The organism is Novosphingobium sp. SG754 (genome assembly GCF_013149315.1).
Lineage (GTDB): Bacteria > Pseudomonadota > Alphaproteobacteria > Sphingomonadales > Sphingomonadaceae > Novosphingobium > Novosphingobium capsulatum.
Genome location: NZ_JABGCC010000005.1, coordinates 335274 through 351187, shown reverse-complemented (window position 1 = coordinate 351187; position 15914 = coordinate 335274). Strand labels below are relative to the sequence as shown.

The window sequence follows — 15914 nt, the reverse complement described above, 5'->3', positions numbered from 1 at the left end:
TTGATGGAAGCCCGACCATTATGAGGGATTAACCCAACCCGCCTTATTATTTCGTTGCGCCACGATAAGCCATTGTGACTCTGGCGCAAAGGCGGGTGGTTCCCTGATTCGACGCCGCCCGGCGCATGCGCGCTGCGTTTCGTCGCAACTGTAAAACCGGTGGCCGGTTGAAAGGGCGGTGGCGGGCAAATTGCGCGGCCCGCCGGGCGCTTCAATCGTCCATGTCGTGCATCATCTGATCGGGTGCCAGATCGCTGAATCGGGTGATCCGCGCCTCGAAACGCAGGCGCACCTTGCCGGTGGAGCCATGGCGCTGCTTGGCCACGATCAGCTCGGCCAGGCCGAACACGCGCTCCATCTCGGCCATCCAGGCGGCATGGGCTTCGTGGGTCTTGGCGTCATCGCTTTCGACCGGGCGCTTGGGCTCGCGCGAGGCAACGTAATAGTCTTCGCGGAACACGAACCAGACCATGTCGGCGTCCTGCTCGATCGAGCCCGATTCGCGCAGGTCCGACAGCATCGGCCGCTTGTCGTCGCGCTGTTCCACCGCGCGCGACAGCTGCGACAGCGCGATCACCGGAACCGCCAGTTCTTTGGCCAGAGTCTTGAGCCCGCGCGAGATTTCCGAGATTTCGTTGACGCGATTGTCGGATTTGCCCGAGCCCGACAGCAGCTGAAGATAGTCGACCACGATCAGGCCGATATCGTGCCGGCGCTTCAGGCGGCGGGCGCGCGTGCGCAGCGCGCCGATCGAAAGGCCGGGGGTATCGTCGATGAACAGCGGCAGCTCGGCCAGGCGCTGGCTGGCGAACGAAAGCTGCTGGAAATCCTCGCGGCTGATCCGGCCCATGCGCAGCGATTCGGAACTGATGCCCGATTGTTCGGCCAGGATACGCGTGGCCAACTGGTCGGCGCTCATTTCCAGGCTGAAGAAGGCCACTGCCGCGCCGACCGAATCCTTGGCCGGTATGCCGCGCGCCATGTCATCGCGCAGCCGGTCGGCGCAGTTGAACGCGATGTTGGTGACAAGCGAGGTCTTGCCCATGCCGGGGCGGCCGGCGAGGATGATAAGGTCGGAATCGTGCAGGCCGCCGATCTTTTCGTTGACCGAGGTAAGGCCGGTGGTCGTGCCCGAGATGTGCCCGCCCGACAGCAGCGCCTTCTCGATCATTTCCAGGCTGGCGCGGGTGGCTTGGCCAAAGGTCTGCGCTTCGTTGCCGGTCTGCGCGCCTTCGGCCACGGAAAACAGCGCGGCTTCGGCCTGCTCCACCTGCTTCAACGGCTCGACCGTCTCGCTGGTGTCCATCGCGCCTTCGACCAGGTTGCGGCCCACGCTGATCAATTCGCGCAGCAGCGCCAGGTCATAGATCTGCTGCGCCAGCTCGCGCGGCGCCAGCAGGCCCTGGCCATCGGCGGTGAGGCGGGCAAGGTAGGCGGTGCCGCCCAGTTCCTTGAGTTCCTCGTCGCTTTCGAAATAGGGCTTGAGCGTGACCGGGGTGACCACGGCCTTGCGATCGATCAGCGCCAGGATGCGCTCGAACACGCGCCCGTGCACCGGGGCAAAGAAGTGATCGGGCCGCAGCGGCACGGTCATTTCTTCCATGATGCGGTTGTCGATCAGCACGGCGCCCAGAAAGGCGGCCTCTGCCTCGACATTGGCGGGAAGCGCACGGACCTCACTGGCCGGACGCGCGAGAATGGCTTCGCTGGCGGACATGCCTGTCAAAATGAACCAGTCTCAAGGGTGTGGCAAGGCGGCGACGTGCGCGATCCGCGCAGGCGTTTTCCACAGGCTGTGGACGGTTTGGCCCCCTCTTCCACCAAGGTAGCATGCTCTGCGCCCGGCAAGGCGCTTGCTGCGCGGCCCGCCATGTTGCAACACTCGAGATCTTATGGCGGACCCGCGCATCTCGCATATCGAGCTGGACGAAACGACGATCGTCTGGCGCAACGCCGATGTGGAGCAGGAGCGCCGCGTGGCGATCTTCGACCTGATCGAGGAAAACACGTTCCGCCCCTTGCGCTCCTGCGCCGCCGGTCATGAAGGCCCCTATCGCCTGCGCCTCTCGGTGCTCGATGGCCGCCTCACGCTCGACATTGCCGACGAGAGCGGCAGCCTGCTGGAAAGCATCGTGCTGGGCCTGGGGCGGTTCCGCCGCCCGATCCGCGAATACTTCGCGATCTGCGACAGCTATTACCAGGCGATCCGCCGCGCCACCGCGCAAGAGATCGAAACGATCGACATGGCCCGGCGCGGGGTCCACAACGAAGCGGCCGAAATGCTGCTCGAACGGCTCGACGGCAAGGTGGAAACCGATTTCGCCACGGCGCGCCGCCTGTTCACCCTGATCTGCGTGCTGCATATCCGGGGGTAGGGGGCAGGGAAAAGCCCCCCTCCGACGGCCTGCGGCCGCCACCTCCCCCCGCGAGCGGAGGGAGGATCAAAAGCCCCATCCTCTTCAGAGGAGGGGGTTTGGGGGTGGTGGAAATCTGCGCGAGTCTGCGACGCCGTCAATTTTGACGTCATCCTGCCCATGCCCTATGGGCCGCGCTTTCACACCAGGGCTTGGGCGAATCTCTTTCATGGCAAAGCGCAGGAATTCGGCGTTGCGGCGCGCGCTGGCGGCATTGCTGCTGGCCGTGCTGGTGGGCGCGGGCCTGCTGTGGTGGCAATCGCGTGTGTGGCGGCCTGATCGGCAGCATTTTCCGGTGCAGGGCGCCTGGGCCGATGTGCATGATGCCCCGATCGATTGGCGCCTCCTCAAGGGCGATGGCGCCGATTTCGTCTATCTCACCGCGAGCGAAGGCCCGCAGCGGCGCGACGATGCCTTTACCGACAGCCTCGACCAGGCGCGCACCGCCGGGCTGCAGGTGGGCGCGGTGCATGTCTATGATCTGTGCGCGCCGGGCGATGCGCAGGCGGCCAACTTCGTCACCATGGTCCCGCGCGAGGATGCGCTGCTGCCGCCGGCCGTCGCGCTCGATATCAACCAGCGCAGCTGCCCCACCCCGCCAACCGAGGCCGCGCTGCAAAGCGAGCTGACGACGTTCCTCAACCAGGTGGAAATGCACGCTGGCAAGCCGGCGATCCTGATGCTCTCGCGCGGGATCGAAAGCCGCTATCATCTGGCCGCGGTGATCGATCGCAACATCTGGGTGCGGCAGGATTATCTCGAGCCTGGCTATGCCGGCCGGCCTTTCGTGATGTGGACCGCCACCGATCGCTACCACGGCAAGGCCGCGCCCGGCCCACTGCGCTGGGTGGTGGTGCAACCCTGATGGATTTGAAGATGATGCCTGATGACGCAAACCGCACCGCGCTGATCGCCGCTGCCCGCGCTGCGCGTGAAACTGCCTATGCGCCCTATTCGCATTTCACCGTGGGCGCTGCGCTGCTGTTCGGCGATGGCAGCGTGGTGACCGGCTGCAACGTTGAAAATGCCAGCTATGGCCTGTCGCTTTGCGCCGAGACCGTGGCCAGTGCCACGGCCACCGCCGCCGGTGGGCATGCCGGGCAGCGCGGCGGGCTTGTTGCCGTGGCCGTGGCCGGCGGGCCCGAGGGCGTGGATGGCGAGCCGATCACCCCGTGCGGCCGCTGCCGCCAAGTGCTGTATGAACAGGCTGCGCTGGGCGGCACCGACCCGCTGGTGCTCAGTGCCGGGGGCGACGGGGTCGTGGTTGAAGAACGCCTGTCATTCCTGCTACCGCGCGCGTTCGGCCCGGCCTACCTGGGCTGAGCTTTTTTCTGGCTGCACACGCAAAGGACCGGCCTTGTCCATTCTTTCCGACAAGTGGATTCGCAACAAGGCGCTGACCGAGGGCATGATCGAGCCTTTCGTGGAAAATCAGCGCCGCGATGGCTGCATCAGCTATGGCCTGTCATCCTATGGCTATGACGCGCGCGTGGCCGATGAATTCAAGATCTTCACCAATGTCGATTCGGCGGTGGTCGATCCCAAGGATTTCGCCGCCAACTCGTTCGTCGATCGCAAGACCGACGTCTGCGTGATCCCGCCCAACTCGTTCGCCCTGGCGCGCACCGTCGAATATTTCCGCGTGCCGCGCGATGTGCTGGTGATCTGCCTCGGCAAGTCCACCTATGCCCGCTGTGGCATCATCGTGAATGTCACCCCGCTCGAACCCGGCTGGGAAGGGCACGTGACGCTGGAGTTTTCCAACACCACGCCGCTGCCCGCGCGCATCTATGCCAACGAGGGGGCGTGCCAGTTCCTGTTCCTTCAGGGCAACGAGCCGTGCGAGATCAGCTATGCCGATCGCGCCGGCAAATACATGGGCCAGCGCGGGGTAACTCTGCCGCGCCTGTAATGGCGCGGCAGTTCAGCGCGCCTCATGCCGTGGCATAGGCTTCCGCTTCGGCGGCGATGAGAATGTCGGCTAGCATCCAATAGGCTTCGCCCCAGGCGGCCAGCACGGCATCGGTCGCCACCTCGGCGCCCAGCACATCGCGAATCGCCGGCAGCAGCGCCTCTGCCACCAGCGGATAGTGTTCCGCCTTCACGCCGGTTTCCACGTGGCGCGCCACCATGCGCTGTACCGGACCGGTGAGCGCGCCGAGTTTGTCGATATTGCGGGCATAGGCCAGGATCGCGGCCGCCAGCCGGCGTGGCTGTTCGCCGCTGTCCTGCGCCGCACGATCAAACATCGCCGCCACTTCCGCGTTTTCGAACAAGCGCTTGTACATGGCGGTGGTGATGGCGAGCCCATGCTTTTCCAGCGCCGGGGCAGTAGCCTTGACCGTGGCGATGGCTTGGGCGGAAGCGGTTCGCATCGACGTTCTCCTAATGTGGTATTCAAAATACCGGTATTTGTTTTACTTGATTCGTGCAAGCGCTTTGCCGCAGGCTGGGCCGATGCAATTGACCCAGCACACCGACTATGGCCTGCGCCTGCTGATCGCCATGGCGCGGCGCCCGGATGCGCCGCTGGCACTGCCCGGCTTTGCCGCAGAACAGGGGCTGTCCTACCATCACGTCGCCAAGGTGGCGCAGGCGCTGGTCCACGAAGGCTTTGCCATCAGCGTGCGGGGCCGCAACGGCGGGCTGTGCCTGGCCCAGCCGCCGGCAGCGCTGCGCGTTGGCCAGGTCGTGCGCGCGCTGGAAAAGGGCCTGCGCCTGGTCGATTGCGCAAATTGCCGCATGAATGGGGATTGCGCGCTGAGCGGCGCCCTCGCCCGCGCACTGGAGGCATTCCTGGCGGTGCTGGACGAGGTCACGCTGGAACAGGCCGCGCGCCCCGGTGTGTCGGCCTTTGCCCCATGGCTGGTCAGCAGCGATTCGCGCCCGCAATCAGCCCTGCCGTTGGGGGGTGATGGTGTGCCCTGTCGAGCGGGCCAAGGAACCTAACCGGCCTTGCCACCATTGTTGCCCCGTAACCTCATCGGAGGACGGGGGTGGACACTGGCATGGAAAGGTACGCCCATGAACACCATCGCGGCCTTGGCAGGGCGAATCCTGCTGTCGCTTCTTTTCATTATATCTGGCATGGGAAAGCTGTTTGACGTCAGCGGCACGCAAGTGGCGCTCGCCGGTGTCGGCCTGACGCCCGATCTGGCGCTGCCCGTCGGGCTGTTCGAGCTGATCGGCGGGTTGGCGCTCATGTTTGGCGTGGCCACGCGGATCTTTGCCGTGCTGCTGGCCGGCTTTACCCTGCTGACCATACTGTTCTTCCACCACAACCTGCTCGATCATACGCAGGTGGTCGAAGCGCTCAAGAACCTGGCGATTGCCGGCGGCCTGCTGGCGCTGTTCGCCCACCGCCAGGTGGCGTGGAGCTATGACGGGCTGCGGAACCGTCGTGATCGCGAGAGCGCCGCGCGTGACGCGGAAATGCGCGCGGCGCGGGCGGAAGGCCGGGCCGAGGCGCTGTCTGAAATGCCCGTGGTGGAAACGCCGGCCACGCGCGTGGAAACCATTACCGATGTCGATGGTCATCCCACCGGCACCGTGGCGGTCGCCCGCCGCAAGTGGTGGCAGGTCTGACCTGATCGCGCGGCATACCGGCCCGGCACGATGCCGCGGCCGGTATAGCCCCGCGGCTCAGGGGCGCTGGCGCAGGGCCGCGACGCAGGCGGCGCGGTCCACCTCGCGCCCATCGCCCCGCCGCGCATCGACATAGGTGGCGATGGGGCGGCCACCGCCCTGTGGCGGGTAGAGATAGGCATCGAGAATGCACGCGGTGCCGCTCCATTGCAGCTTGCGCGCGTCTTCTTCCTTGATGTCCAGCCGGGGCGGGCCGAACTGGCGCACCAGGCCTTCTGCATCGCTGCCGATCACGCCCTGCAATCCCGGGGCGATCTGGATGGTGGGGGCAGGGCGCGGCTGCGGCGCGGGCAGATGCGTGGACGGCCGGCCGCCCGGCGTGCGGCCTGGCGCGGGCAAGCGCCCGGGACCCTTGCTGCTCGGCACGGCGCCGCTGCACCCGGCCAACAGCGCCGCGCCGATGGCGGCGGCCATCCATGCCCGCCACGCAGGGCGGGCGGAAGCGTTCGCGAAAGGGCTGGGCAGGGCGGCGACCGGAGCAGGACGTAACATGGCGCGGTGATGGCGCGGCGCGGGCGCGGATGCAAGCCAACGCATGCAGCCTTGCGGCCGGCCGACGCTGCGGGTAGGCGGCAGGGTTATTGCCTTCCCCATTCGTTGCGAAAGAGACCATGGCCGACACTTCCGCCGCCCAACCCGCCGTAGCGCGCCGTTTTGACGTCATTGCCATCGGCAATGCCATCGTCGACGTCATGGCCCCTGCCACCGACGATGCGATTGCCGAACTGGGCCTGGCCAAGGGCGGGATGACCTTGGTCGACGCCGAACGCGCTGCCGCGCTCTATGCCGCGATGGGCCCGGCGCGCGAAATTTCCGGCGGTTCGGCTGCCAATACGCTGGCCGGCCTCGCCGCGCTGGGCGCGTCGTGCGCGTTCATCGGCCAGGTTGCCGATGACCAGTTCGGCCGGGTCTTTGCCCACGATATCCGCGCCGGCAAGATTGCCTTCGATACGGCTGCACGCGCGGGTGATCCGCCCACGGCGCAGTGCCTGATTTTCGTGACGCCCGATGGCCAGCGCACGATGAACACGTTCCTGGGCGCCTCGCAGTTCCTGCCGGCCGCCGCGCTGGATGAAGGCGTCATCGCTGCATCGGGCGTGCTCTATCTCGAAGGCTATTTGTGGGACCCGGAAGAGCCCCGCGCCGCCATGCGCAAGGCGATTGCCGCGGCGCGCGCCGCCGGCACGCAGGTGGCCTTCACCCTGTCGGATGCCTTTGTCATCTCGCGCCATGGCGATGATTTCCGCGCGCTGATCGCCGATGGCATGATCGATATCCTGTTCGCCAACGAGCACGAACTGGCCGCGCTGACCGGGCATGACGACTTTCACGATGGCATGGCCGCGCTCAGCGGCAAGGTGCCCACGCTGGTCGTCACGCGTGGCGCGCAGGGCGCCCATGCCTGCCACGCCGGCGAGGAAGCCCATGTTTCGGCCCAGCCGATCGACAAGGTGGTCGACACCACGGGTGCGGGCGATCTGTTTGCCGCCGGGTTCCTCTATGGTCATGTGCGCGGGCTGCCGCTCGCCGAAAGCCTGCGCCTGGGCGCGGTCTGCGCGGCCGAGATCATCTCGCACTATGGCGCCCGTCCCGAAGCCGATCTCAAGGCGCTGACCGGGCTGGCCTGACCGTAAAATCTTTTACCCAAAGCCACGAAGCCACCAAGGAAACCACAGTTTCTCTTTGTGCCTTCGTGGCTTCGTGTGAATGACGTTCTTATAGCATGTCCTTGAGCGGCACGCTGGCATCGGCCAGGCGCTCTGCCGCGATCTGCGAACGCGCTTCCACCAGTTTCTTGCCCTGGACATAGTCCTTGACCATGTTCACGCAATCGAGCGCGATCACCTTGCCCTGCTTGAGATAGACCACCGAAAAGCTGCGCGTGGCCGGATCGCCGCGCAGCACGGCAAGGTCGTGGCCGGTCGACAGGCCCACGGTCTGCAGGCGCAAGTCATACTGGTTGGACCAGAACCACGGCGTGGCCTTGTAGGGCACCAGCGTGCCACAGATCGCCTTGGCGGCCGTGGTCGCCTGGTCGTTGGCATTCTGCACCGATTCCAGGCGGATCACCGCGCCATCGGCAAAATCGTTGGCATGGGCGGCGCAATCGCCGATCGCATAGACGTGCGGCAGCGACGTGCGGCAATATTCGTCCACGTCCACCCCGTTGCCTCCGGCGGCGCCAGCGGCCAGCAGCGGGCCAACCTGGGGAATGATGCCGATGCCCACGATCACCAGATCGGCGGGCAGCACATGGCCATCGGCCAGGCGCACGCCGGTTACCTTGGTGCCATCGCCTTCCAGGCAATCGACCGCCACTTCGGTGCGCAGGTCAACGCCATGGGCGCGGTGCTCGTCCTGGTAAAAGGTGGACAGCGCCTCTCCGGCCACGCGCGCCAGCACGCGGGGCAAGGCTTCCAGCAGGGTGACATGGCAGCCCAGCTTGGTCAGCACCGCGGCTGCTTCCAGCCCGATATAGCCGCCGCCGATCACCACCGCACGCTTGGCCCCGGCGTCGAGCTCGGCCATCAGGCGATCGGCATCGGCGCGGGTGCGCACGCCGTGCACGCCGGCCAGATCGTGCCCGGCGCAGGACAGGCGCCGCGCGTCGCCGCCGGTGGCCCAGACCAGGTTGCCATAGCTGAGCGTGGCGCCATCGGCGGTGCGCAGGCTGCGCGCCTCGGGATCGACTGCGACCACTTCGTGGCCCAGCGCCATTTCCACGCCCTTGTCCTGCCAAAAAGCGCCAGGGCGGATCATGATCCGCTCGAACGTCTTGTCGCGGGCCAGGTATTCCTTGGACAGCGGCGGGCGTTCATAGGGCAATTCGGGCTCGCGACCGATCACCAGGATCGATCCCTCAAAGCCGTTCTGCCGCAGGGCAATGGCCGCCTGCGCGCCGCCATGGCCTGCGCCGACGATCACCACATCTGCAAAACCGGCCTCGAATGTACCCATGAAGTCCTCCTCTCGCGTGGGGAGGAGGGTTGTGGACAAATGGTGCGGCGCGTCAAGCGCGCCGCACCATTAATTTACGTCATTCAACGCAGCAGCAGGCTGCGCGCCTGGCTGGCGATCTGGGCCAGCATGGCCGGGGTTACCGCTGCGGTTGCCTGGGCGCGGGCGATCAGGCTGCGCAGCTGGCGCACGGGATCGGCCTTGGCCTTGAGCCACTGATGCGCGCTGGCGTCGGGATTGCTGCCGCCCATGCGGCGCAGAAATTCCATGCGCATCTGCTGGAAATCGCGGGCCAGGCCAGCCACCAGCAGGCGCTCCCACGGATCGGACGGGTTCATCCGTGCGGCCGTCTGCTGGGCCCAGTCGATCCCGAGGTTGGCCCCCAGATCGGCAAAGGCGCCGGTCAGCACCACGGCATCGACGTCCAGCTCGTCGGCCAGGTGCGCCAGGCCGATGGCGCCATCCAGATCGAACAGATGCACCACGCGCTCGGCCACGTCCTGTGGCGTGCCGGCATCGGTCAGTTCCTGGCCAAGCCGGCGCGCCTGGGCCTGCGCCTCGCCGCGCAGCAGCTCGGCAGTGGTGTGCGACAGCCGGCCCACCCCGCCACACAAATCCTCGATCAAGGCATCGGGCTTGAGCGTGCCATGGCACGAGCGCAGCACATCGGCGATGTGGCCACGCAGCGCCTGCGCGGTGCGTTCGAACAGCGACAGGCGCAACGCCTCGCCCATCGGCGCGGTATCGAGCAGCGCCCAGGTTTCCGCCAGGCCGAGCAGGCGCTCTGCCGCCACGAATGCCGCGGCCACCTGCGCCAGGGTCATCCCTTCTTCTTCGGCCAGCTCGAACGGGTGCACCGGGCCAAGCCGGTTGACGATGCGGTTGGCCAGCTTGGTCGCGATGATTTCGCGGCGCAGGCGGTGATGCACGATATCGGTCTCGAAGGTCTCGCGCATCGCGGCGGGGAAGGCGCCGAGGAGTTCTTCTTCCAGCACCGGATCGTCGACCACCGGGCTTTCTTCCAGCGCGCGCTGCAAGACCAGCTTGGTGGAAGATACCAGCACGGCCAGTTCGGGCCGGGTCAGCCCCATGCCGGCCGCGGCGCGGCGGGCATAGTCATCCGACGGCGCCAGCCCTTCGGTCTTGCGATCGAGATCGCCACTTTCCTCCAGCACGTCGATCAGCCGGGTCAGCGCCGGCACGGCTTGCGTGCCGCCCCGCTCGGCGATGGACAGGCCCAGCGCCTGCAGGCGGTTGTCCTCCAGCACCAGGTGCGCCACCGCGTCGGTCATGCTGGAAAGCAGGGCGACGCGGCCATCCTCGTCCAGGCGGCCGGCGCGCTTGGCACTGGCCAGCGCGATCTTGATGTTAACCTCGTTGTCCGAACAATCGACGCCGGCCGAATTGTCGATGAAGTCGGTATTCACGCGGCCGCCGTGCAGGGCATATTCGATGCGCGCGGCCTGGGTCATGCCCAGGTTGGCGCCTTCGCCGATCACCCGCGCGCGCACTTCATTGGCCGAAATGCGATAGGCATCGTTGGCCGGATCGCCGACGTTGACGTTGGCCTCGCTCGACGCCTTGAGATAGGTGCCGATGCCTCCAAACCACAGCAGGTCGACCGGCGCCTGGAGGATCAGCGCGATCAGCGTGTCGGGATCGAGTTCGTCGACCGCAACGCCGAGGATCGCCTGGACCTGCGGGCTGAGCGGAATGGCCTTGAGGCTGCGCGGGAACACGCCGCCGCCTTGCGAAATCAGGCTCTTGTCATAATCGTCCCAGCTCGACCGGGGCAGCGCGAACATGCGCGCGCGCTCTTCCCAGCTCTTGGCCGGATCGGGATCGGGATCGAGGAACACATGGCGATGATCGAACGCCGCCACGATCTTGAGCGACTTGGACAAGAGCATGCCGTTGCCGAACACGTCGCCCGACATGTCGCCCACGCCGACCACGCGCACAGGGTCGGTCTGCACATCGACGCCCAGTTCCAGGAAGTGGCGCTGAACCGACAGCCAGGCACCCTTGGCGGTAATGCCCATCGCCTTGTGGTCATAGCCCTTGGAACCGCCGCTGGCGAAGGCGTCGTCCAGCCAGAAGTTGCGCTCGGCCGCGATCGCATTGGCCACGTCGGAAAACGTCGCCGTGCCCTTGTCTGCGGCGACCACGAAATAGGGGTCTTCGCCGTCGCGGATCAGCACGCCTTCGGGATGGACCACGGCGCCATCGACGATGTTGTCGGTGATCGACAGCAGCGTGCGGATGAACACCTGATAGCTCGTCTTGCCCTCGGCCAGCCAGGCTTCGCGCTCGCGCACGGGATCGGGCAACTGCTTGGGATAAAAGCCGCCTTTGGCCCCGGTCGGCACGATCACCGCGTTCTTCACGCGCTGCGCCTTCATCAGGCCGAGGATTTCGGTGCGGAAATCGTCGCGGCGGTCAGACCAGCGCAGGCCACCGCGCGCCACTGGCCCGGCGCGCAGGTGAATGCCTTCCACTCGCGGCGAATAGACGAAGATTTCGCGCCACGGCACCGGCTTGGGCAGGCCGGGCACCAGCGCCGAATCGATCTTGAAAGCCACTGCCTCGGCCGCTGCCGGGGCAAAGGCATTGGTGCGCAGGATCGCCTCGACCAGTGCGCGGAAGCTGCGCAGCAGGCGGTCGTCGTTGATCGCGGCGACCTGGCCCAGGCCCGTGCGGATCTGCTCGGCCGCGGCCTCGCCGCCGTGCTTGCGGTCACCGGCAAAGGCGGGATCGTGGCGGGCGCGGAAGAAGCCGATGAGGCCACGCGTGACGTCGGGCGCGTTCTTGAGCGCGTCGACGACGGTGGCGATGCCAAAGGTCATGCCGGCCTGGCGCAGATAGCGATACCAGGCGCGCAGCCAGTTGGCCTCGGTCGCGGTCAGGCCCACGGCCACGATCAGGCGGTTGAACGCATCATCCTCGGCCATGCCGTTGAGCACGGCAGCCAGCGATTCCTCGATCGCGGTGGCGCGCGCCAGCAGCGCCTCGGGCGTGGTGTCGGCCGGGTGGGCCACCAGGAAATCGTGGATGAAGCCCAGCTTGCCATGGTCGAGCGCGGTGGGCACTTCTTCCAGCGCGCGAAAGCCGAAGTTTTCCAGCACGGGCACGGCATCGGACAGCACGATCGCACCTTCGCGCTGATAGAGCTTGAGCCGCAGGGCCGATTCGCCGCTCAGCCGGTGCAACCGCACGGCGCGGCGCGGCGCATCATCAGCGGTCAGCGCGCGCAGAACGCGGATATCGCCTGCGGCCTCTGCCGCGCCATAGCCGGCGCGATAGCCCACGGGGAACGCCGGGGCATAGCGCGAGGCGATCGCGGCGGCACGGGTCGGTTCCTCGGTCTTGGCCAGTTCGGCTTCCACCGCCGCTTCCCAGCCGCGCACCAGGGTCTGGAATGCGGCGTCGAGCGCTGCTTCGTCGATCCCTTCGCCGTCGTCGGCAAGCGTGTCTTCCTCGCCGCGCATGTCGATGGCAAAGCGGGTCAGCGCCAGGGTGCTGCCTTCCACCTGCAGGCTCCAATCGAGCACCTGGCCGCCTGTGGCCTGCTCCAGCATCTGCGCGACCTGTTCACGCACTTGCGTCGATTGGCTGTCGCGCGGCTGCCAGACGAATGCATAGAGATGCCGCTCCAGCGGCGCGCGCACCAGCGCCAGGCGCGGGCGCGGGCGATCGACCAGCACCATCATGGTGGTGGCGATGCGTTCCAGATCGGCATCGGAAAAGCTGATCAGCAGATCGTGCGGCAGCGCCGTCAGCGCGTGTACCAGCGCCTTGCCGGCATGGCCTGCCGGATCGAAGCCCAGCTTCTTCATCAGCGTATCGAGCTGGCTGCGCATGCGCGGCACGCGATCGGGCGTGGCCGCCAGGGCAGAGCTGGTCCATACCCCGGCGTGAACCGACAGCGCGGTGATCCTGCCACCCTCGCTCACCGGCACCAGGAACAGGTCGAGCGGCACCTGGCGGTGCACCAGGGCAATGCGGTTGGCCTTGACGATCAGCGGGATGCGCACCGCGTCTTCGCCGCGCGTGCCGATCTTGTCGAACCAGGCAAAGGCGCGGGCATAAGAGGCATCGGACAAGAGCGGCGCATCGGTGGCGCGGCAGATGCCCAGCGCCTCGGTCACGGTGCCATCGCGGTGGCGGGTGACGTGGCCCAGCTGGGTCAGCATGCCATCGGCCAGCCAGCGCAGCAGCGCGGCGCCTTCGGAATCGGGCAGGCCGCGCGCATCATGCTGCATCAGGCCCTGCATCTGCGGCCAATCGGCCACCGCGGCGTGGACATCGGCCAGCGTCGCGCTCAGCGCGGCGGCCAGCTCGCGGCGGGCCTTGGCATCGGCCCGCTCGGTTTCCAGGTAGATCATGGATTCGCGTAGCTCGCCGATCGCCTCGCCGCTCGGCAGGTCGATCAGCGCGCCATGCGGATCGCGCCGCACCGCCAGCACGGGGTGCAGCAGCTTTTCGATGGTCAGGCCCTGCGCGGTGATCGTTGCCGCGATCGAATCCACCAGGAACGGCATGTCGTCGTTGATCACGGCAATGCGCAGCGCGCGCTGCCCGCCCATCGATTCGATCGCCACGGCGGCATCGGGCCCCTGGCGCAGGGCGGCGGTGGCCAGGGTGAAGCGGGCGGCCTCGGTCAGGCGCTCCCCGGTAAAGTCCGCCTCGTCACCAGGCAGCAAGGCGCCGGCCAGGCGCGCAGCCAGGGCTGAAACCAGATGCTCGGCATCGGGCCCGCCCCCGCCTGCCCCGGCTGAGGGCGTGACTGGGGCATTGGGATCAATCGTGCTCGCCATGGCGTTCGCTTCCTGCATTCCCGGGCGGGTCGGGTTCATATGCCCGCCGTTTCGTTATCGTTGGCTGGGTGGTAACGAATGAAACCTGAATTGAAAACCGCCGCTCTGACGTCGCGGGGTCGGAAACCGCTGGTGATGGCATGAAAGCCTCACCATCGCCCTCATCTGCCCCTTAGGTGTTCGCCGCAGCCGGCGTCAGCGCATCCATGGTGAGCCTGAGCGAGCGGCGGCGCAAGGCCGGATCGAACGTGGCCCCGGCCACGATCAGCTCATCGGCGCCGGTGCGGTGTTGAAAGGCTTCCAGCCCGGCGCGCACCGTGGCGGGGCTGCCGATCGCGCTCACCTGCCGGAAATGGTCGAGCGTCGCCAGTTGCGGGCCGGCCAGCGTCTCGCGATAGCCGGCGATTGGCGGCGGCAGGCGCCCGGGATCGCCGCTGCGCAGCCGCACGAACGACTGGTCCTGGCTGCTCGCCAGGAACTGCGCCTCTTCATCGCTGGGCGCGCAGAGCACGTTGATGGCCGCCATGACATAGGGCTGTTCGAGGCTGGCAGAAGGCTGGAACCGCTCGCGATAGAGCTTGATCGCACCGTCGAGATGATCGGGCGCAAAGTGGCTGGCAAAGGCATAGGGCAGGCCCAGCATGGCGGCCAGTTGCGCGCCGAACAGGCTCGACCCCAGGATCCACAGATCGACCGGGGCGCCATGGCCGGGCGTGGCAGCCAGTGGCAGGCGCGCATCGCCGGCAAACTGGGCCTGGAGTTCCACCACGTCGGCCGGGAAATCCTCGGCCGCGCGGTTCACATCCTTGCGCAGCGCGCGCACGATGCGCTGGTCGGCACCGGGCGCGCGGCCCAGCCCCAGATCGATGCGGCCGGGATAGAGCGCATCGAGCGCGCCGAACTGTTCGGCAATCACCAGCGGGTTGTGGTTGGGCAGCATGATGCCGCCCGCGCCGAGCCGGATGGTCTGGGTGTGGTGCCCCACATGGGCCAGCACGACCGAGACCGCTGCCCCGGCAATGCCGGGCATGCCGTGGTGTTCGGCCACCCAATAGCGGTGATAGCCGGCCTCTTCGGCAGCCTTGGCCAGCAGCGCGGCATCGGCCATGGCCTGGGGGATGGTGCCGCCCTCGATCACCGGCACCAGATCGAGAACGGACAGTTTCATCGGGTAATTTCCTCATCCTGGCCCGGCTTGGGCGGAACAGGACTGGATGTGGGGGCCGCGCCGATCTGTTCAAGGTAGCCACGGGCAACGCGGGCTTCGTCGCTGGCGGGAGACATCGCCACCACCGATTGCCATGATTGCTTTGCGGCATCCTCGCGGTTGCCCAGCATGGCGATCACGCCGGCTTCCACGCCCACCGCCGGATCGCGCGGGGACAGACGTGCAGCCTCTTCGATATCGTGCTGCGCGGCGGCGAGGTTCTTGTCGCGGCGATAGAGCGTGGCCGACAGCAGCCAGCCTTCGGCATTCTGCGGCGCCAGTTCGTGCGACTTGGCCAGCGCGGCCATGGCATCGGCGTTGCGGTTGAGCGCCACCAGCGCGCGGGCGCGGTCATCCTGGATCGCGGCCATGGCCAGATTGTCGGCAAAGCCGTGCACCACGGTGGCGCGGTCCAGCCAGGTCAAGGCATCCTGCGGCTTGCCGGCGGCCAGCGCGGCATTGCCGGCCATCGCCATGAGCGGCACGGCGCCCACCGCCTGGGCTTCGGGGATCAGGCCCACGGCATCGCCAAACGCGGCCACGGCGCCATCGAAATCACCCTGCTGGCTCAGCATCATGCCCAGGCACTGGTTGGCGCGCACGCGTTCCGAGGGCAGCTTCACCTCGTCCAGCCAATGCCGCGCCAGGCTGATCGCCAGATCGGGATTGCTGCGTCCCACGGTCAGGCAGTCGGCCAGGCGATCGTGCTTTTCCGGGGCCGGCTCGGCCTCGTTCCCGCTGGCGGCATTGCGGCGGCGGCCGGGCGTGGGCAGTGCGCCAAATTCCATCGGCCGGGGATTGGGCCCAACCTGATGCGCCACCGGCGCGGGCAGGGCGGGAGAGACAAGCAGGGCGGCAGCGGCCAGGAGCATG

The 15914-nt window shown here is 67.2% G+C and carries 14 protein-coding genes; 7 read left to right on the top strand and 7 right to left on the bottom strand.

The genetic code is table 11. The features are described from left to right. Nucleotides 1-211: 211 nt before the first annotated feature. On the bottom strand, nt 212-1717 hold the full coding sequence (locus FHW97_RS14755) for a replicative DNA helicase (protein ID WP_054131702.1): 1506 nt from the start codon (nt 1715-1717) through the stop codon (nt 212-214). Nucleotides 1718-1892: 175 nt separating this feature from the next. On the opposite strand from FHW97_RS14755, the gene FHW97_RS14750 reads away from it, so the two are divergent. From FHW97_RS14750 to dcd, 4 genes are all read left to right on the top strand, one after another. After that, nucleotides 1893-2375, top strand: coding sequence for a UPF0262 family protein (locus FHW97_RS14750; protein WP_022677662.1), 483 nt, complete (start codon nt 1893-1895; stop codon nt 2373-2375). Nucleotides 2376-2583: 208 nt separating this feature from the next. Next, nucleotides 2584-3279, top strand: coding sequence for a glycoside hydrolase family 25 protein (locus tag FHW97_RS14745; RefSeq protein ID WP_022677661.1), 696 nt, complete (start codon nt 2584-2586; stop codon nt 3277-3279). Nucleotides 3280-3290: 11 nt separating this feature from the next. Then, nucleotides 3291-3737: a cytidine deaminase gene (locus FHW97_RS14740; RefSeq protein ID WP_233250983.1), complete on the top strand. Its 447-nt coding sequence runs from the start codon at nt 3291-3293 to the stop codon at nt 3735-3737. Nucleotides 3738-3771: 34 nt separating this feature from the next. Continuing rightward, the gene (dcd, locus tag FHW97_RS14735; RefSeq protein WP_062783342.1) at nt 3772-4326 is read left to right on the top strand and encodes a dCTP deaminase; all 555 of its coding nucleotides are present in this window, start codon (nt 3772-3774) and stop codon (nt 4324-4326) included. Nucleotides 4327-4348: 22 nt separating this feature from the next. Here dcd and FHW97_RS14730 read toward each other — a convergent pair whose 3' ends face one another. Next, nucleotides 4349-4789: a globin domain-containing protein gene (locus FHW97_RS14730; protein ID WP_054131704.1), complete on the bottom strand. Its 441-nt coding sequence runs from the start codon at nt 4787-4789 to the stop codon at nt 4349-4351. 82 nt (nt 4790-4871) lie between these two features. Between FHW97_RS14730 and FHW97_RS14725 the strand changes: the two genes are divergently transcribed. Then, nucleotides 4872-5363, top strand: coding sequence for an Rrf2 family transcriptional regulator (locus FHW97_RS14725; RefSeq protein ID WP_168351997.1), 492 nt, complete (start codon nt 4872-4874; stop codon nt 5361-5363). 75 nt (nt 5364-5438) lie between these two features. After that, nucleotides 5439-5999: a DoxX family protein gene (locus FHW97_RS14720; protein WP_084390769.1), complete on the top strand. Its 561-nt coding sequence runs from the start codon at nt 5439-5441 to the stop codon at nt 5997-5999. Between the two features lie 57 nt (nt 6000-6056). Here FHW97_RS14720 and FHW97_RS14715 read toward each other — a convergent pair whose 3' ends face one another. Continuing rightward, nucleotides 6057-6473 (bottom strand): hypothetical protein, encoded by a 417-nt coding sequence (locus FHW97_RS14715; RefSeq protein ID WP_054131705.1) that lies wholly within the window; start codon nt 6471-6473, stop codon nt 6057-6059. A gap of 197 nt (nt 6474-6670) precedes the next feature. Between FHW97_RS14715 and FHW97_RS14710 the strand changes: the two genes are divergently transcribed. Then, on the top strand, nt 6671-7687 hold the full coding sequence (locus tag FHW97_RS14710) for an adenosine kinase (RefSeq protein ID WP_022674531.1): 1017 nt from the start codon (nt 6671-6673) through the stop codon (nt 7685-7687). Between the two features lie 88 nt (nt 7688-7775). On the opposite strand, the gene FHW97_RS14705 is transcribed toward FHW97_RS14710, so the two are convergent. From FHW97_RS14705 to FHW97_RS14690, 4 genes are all read right to left on the bottom strand, one after another. Continuing rightward, nucleotides 7776-9017 (bottom strand): NAD(P)/FAD-dependent oxidoreductase, encoded by a 1242-nt coding sequence (locus tag FHW97_RS14705; RefSeq protein WP_168351996.1) that lies wholly within the window; start codon nt 9015-9017, stop codon nt 7776-7778. 83 nt (nt 9018-9100) lie between these two features. Continuing rightward, nucleotides 9101-13834, bottom strand: a complete 4734-nt coding sequence (locus FHW97_RS14700; protein WP_168351995.1) for an NAD-glutamate dehydrogenase domain-containing protein — start codon at nt 13832-13834, stop codon at nt 9101-9103. Nucleotides 13835-14006: 172 nt separating this feature from the next. After that, the gene (locus tag FHW97_RS14695) at nt 14007-15002 is read right to left on the bottom strand and encodes an LLM class flavin-dependent oxidoreductase (RefSeq protein WP_168351994.1); all 996 of its coding nucleotides are present in this window, start codon (nt 15000-15002) and stop codon (nt 14007-14009) included. Continuing rightward, nucleotides 14999-15913, bottom strand: coding sequence for a hypothetical protein (locus FHW97_RS14690; RefSeq protein ID WP_022674527.1), 915 nt, complete (start codon nt 15911-15913; stop codon nt 14999-15001). Before FHW97_RS14690 ends, FHW97_RS14695 begins: the two co-directional genes overlap by 4 nt. Nucleotide 15914 lies beyond the last annotated feature (1 nt).